Here is a 539-nt window from a genome sequence, read left to right on the forward strand (position 1 = left end):
GATAAAAAGAAAATACTTTAAAAAGTATAATAACGATAACTGGCGTTTTATGACAAGTAACAAGATACATTTTATTATACACAGCGATCATGTTATTAAACGACATATCAAAGTGCAAAAAACCAGATCTCCATATGATGGTGATTGGGTTTATTGGGGTAAACGTCTGAGAAAAATACCAGATAAGCCATTAAGAGTAATAAAACTATTGAAGTTACAACAAAGTAAATGTGATAATTGTAGACTATGGTTTAAAAGTGATGATACAATAGAAATACATCACAAAGACCGGAATAGACGAAACAACATGATCAAAAACTTATCTTTGTTACATGGACATTGTCACGATGAATTACACAGGAGGTGTGCATGAAAAGCTCCAAATTGGAGAGAAGCCGTATGAGGCGCAAAGTCTCACGTACGGTTTTGAAGTCGAGTGAGGAGGGGCGACCTTCTTCACTTATACAACAATATGCAGATGAAACTACGGAAGAAGACTTAAGGAAAATAGCAGAAAAAGCACCAATAATAAAGTTAGC

At 34.5% G+C, this 539-nt stretch carries 1 protein-coding gene; it reads left to right on the forward strand.

Features of this window, described 5'->3' with window-relative positions; genetic code table 11:
* The coding region (locus OZD62_RS01240; protein WP_275019259.1) for an HNH endonuclease signature motif containing protein at positions 1–373 on the forward strand (373 nt) is incomplete at its 5' end.
* Positions 374–539: the final 166 nt, after the last annotated feature.

Origin of the sequence: Wolbachia endosymbiont of Drosophila seguyi (assembly GCF_028981765.1) — a bacterium.
Classification (GTDB): Bacteria; Pseudomonadota; Alphaproteobacteria; order Rickettsiales; family Anaplasmataceae; genus Wolbachia; species Wolbachia pipientis.